This window comes from Mesorhizobium sp. M2A.F.Ca.ET.037.01.1.1 (assembly GCF_003998075.1).
GTDB lineage: Bacteria > Pseudomonadota > Alphaproteobacteria > Rhizobiales > Rhizobiaceae > Mesorhizobium.
In genome coordinates this window covers 1-1,685 of record NZ_RZSA01001237.1, presented here as the reverse complement: position 1 = coordinate 1,685, position 1,685 = coordinate 1, and the positions used below count along the sequence as shown (strand labels likewise).

Genomic DNA, 1,685 nt, shown 5'->3' with positions numbered 1-1,685 from the left:
CTCAGAACACCGAGGAAGAGCAGCGGCGGCAGCGACAGAAGCACCACCGAGGCATTGAGGATGCCCCAAGGCACGTTCATGCCTTGCTGCGACAGCTCGGAAGCCACGATCGGCAGCGTCTTGGCGTTGGAACTCGACAGCATCAGCGCGATCAGGAACTCGTTCCAGACCAGCACGAAGCTGAAGGCGATGGCGCCGACCAGCGAGCGCGCCGCGACAGGAAGCGCGATCCGCCAGAACACCGAATAGGCGCCGTAGCCGTCGACGAAGGCCGCCTCCTCGATCTCCTTCGGCACGCCCTGGAAGGCCGGGATCGCAAGCCACATGATCACCGAGATGGTCAGCAGCGAGTAGGTGACGATCAACGCGGGAAGCGTGTCGTAGAGGCCGATCTGCAGCCAGATCACCATCAGCGGGATGGCGACCGCCACCGGCGGCAGGAAGCGCAGCGAAAGCACGAAGAACTGGATGTCGCCGGCGAAGCGGTTGGGATAGCGCGCCACGGCATAGGCCGCCGGCAGGCCCAGCACGATGCCGATCAGCACGGCCGCGCCGCAGGCGACCGCAGAATTGTAGAGCCCGGTCAGCACGCTATCGCGGCCGAGGATGTAGCTGATATTGGCGAGCGTCGGCGTGAAGATCACCTTCGGCACGCGCGTGATGATGTCGACATTGTTCTTCAGCGCGTTGAGCGCCGTCCACACCAGCGGGAACACGGCCAGGAACCCGGCCAGCGCCAGGACGGCCTTGGCGATCAGGCGGCCCGGTTTCATCCGATATGGCCTCATGCCTGCACCTGCTTCCACAGCATGGTGAAGGTGATGACGGTCGCGATCATCATCAGCACCGCCATGGCCGAAGCATAGGACACCTTGCCGGATTCGATGAAGCCTTGCGAGAAGGCGTACATGTCGAGCGTTTCGGTCGCGACGCCGGGCCCGCCGCGCGTCATCACATAGATGAGGTCGAAGGAGCGCAGCGACTCGATCATCTTGACGAACATCAGGCTGATCAGCGGCGCCTTCAGCATCGGCAGTGTCACGTAGGCATGGATCTGCCAGCGCTTGGCGTGGTCGAGCCTGGCCGCCTCGATCGGCTGCGGCGGCAGGGTTTCGAGCAGCTTGAGCACGATGACGGCGAAGAACAGTCCCCATTGCCAGACATCCACCGAAGCGACGGCGAACAGCGCTGAGCCGGGCTTGGACAGCGGATCAAAGATCAACCCGCCGGTGATCAGCCGGTAGGGATAGGTGGCGATGCCGTAGAGCGGGTGATAGGCGAACTTCCAGACGAAGGCCGCCGAGACGCGCGGCAAAAGCACGGGGATGATGAACAACAGGCAGTAGAAGTTGCGCAGGCGCGGGCCGGCGACCTCGAACATCAAAACGCCTAGCCCGATCGCCACCACCATCGTCGCCACGACGGTGACGATCTCCCATTTCACCGAGACCCAGACGGCGTTGAGGAAACGGCGATCGCTAAAGAGATCGGCGAAGTTCGAGAACCACACCCAGGAATAGCCCGGCGCGCTCAATTCGCGGTTCTGCAGCGCGATCACGATGGCGTAGAGCGTCGGCACCATCGACAGCACCAGAAGGATGGCGAGGGTGGGAACCAGAAATGTGACCGGCAGGGAAGAGCGTCGCCGCATTGCCTCTCCTCGGGTTTGTCGCGGTGCCTTGGAT

At 63.2% G+C, this 1,685-nt stretch carries 2 protein-coding genes; both read right to left on the bottom strand.

Annotated features, from left to right (window positions below):
• Nucleotides 1-773: carbohydrate ABC transporter permease (locus EOA27_RS35500; protein WP_145970798.1), on the bottom strand; the 773-nt coding region annotated here is incomplete at its 3' end.
• A gap of 11 nt (nt 774-784) precedes the next feature.
• Complete coding sequence (locus EOA27_RS35495) at nt 785-1,651, bottom strand: sugar ABC transporter permease (RefSeq protein ID WP_127258616.1); 867 nt, start codon at nt 1,649-1,651, stop codon at nt 785-787.
• Nucleotides 1,652-1,685 lie beyond the last annotated feature (34 nt).

What these genes read in the sequence shown, in the direction of transcription:
- EOA27_RS35495 (WP_127258616.1), bottom strand. Translation starts at nt 1,651, where the DNA reads ATGCGGCGACGCTCTTCCCTGCCGGTCACATTTCTGGTTCCCACCCTC.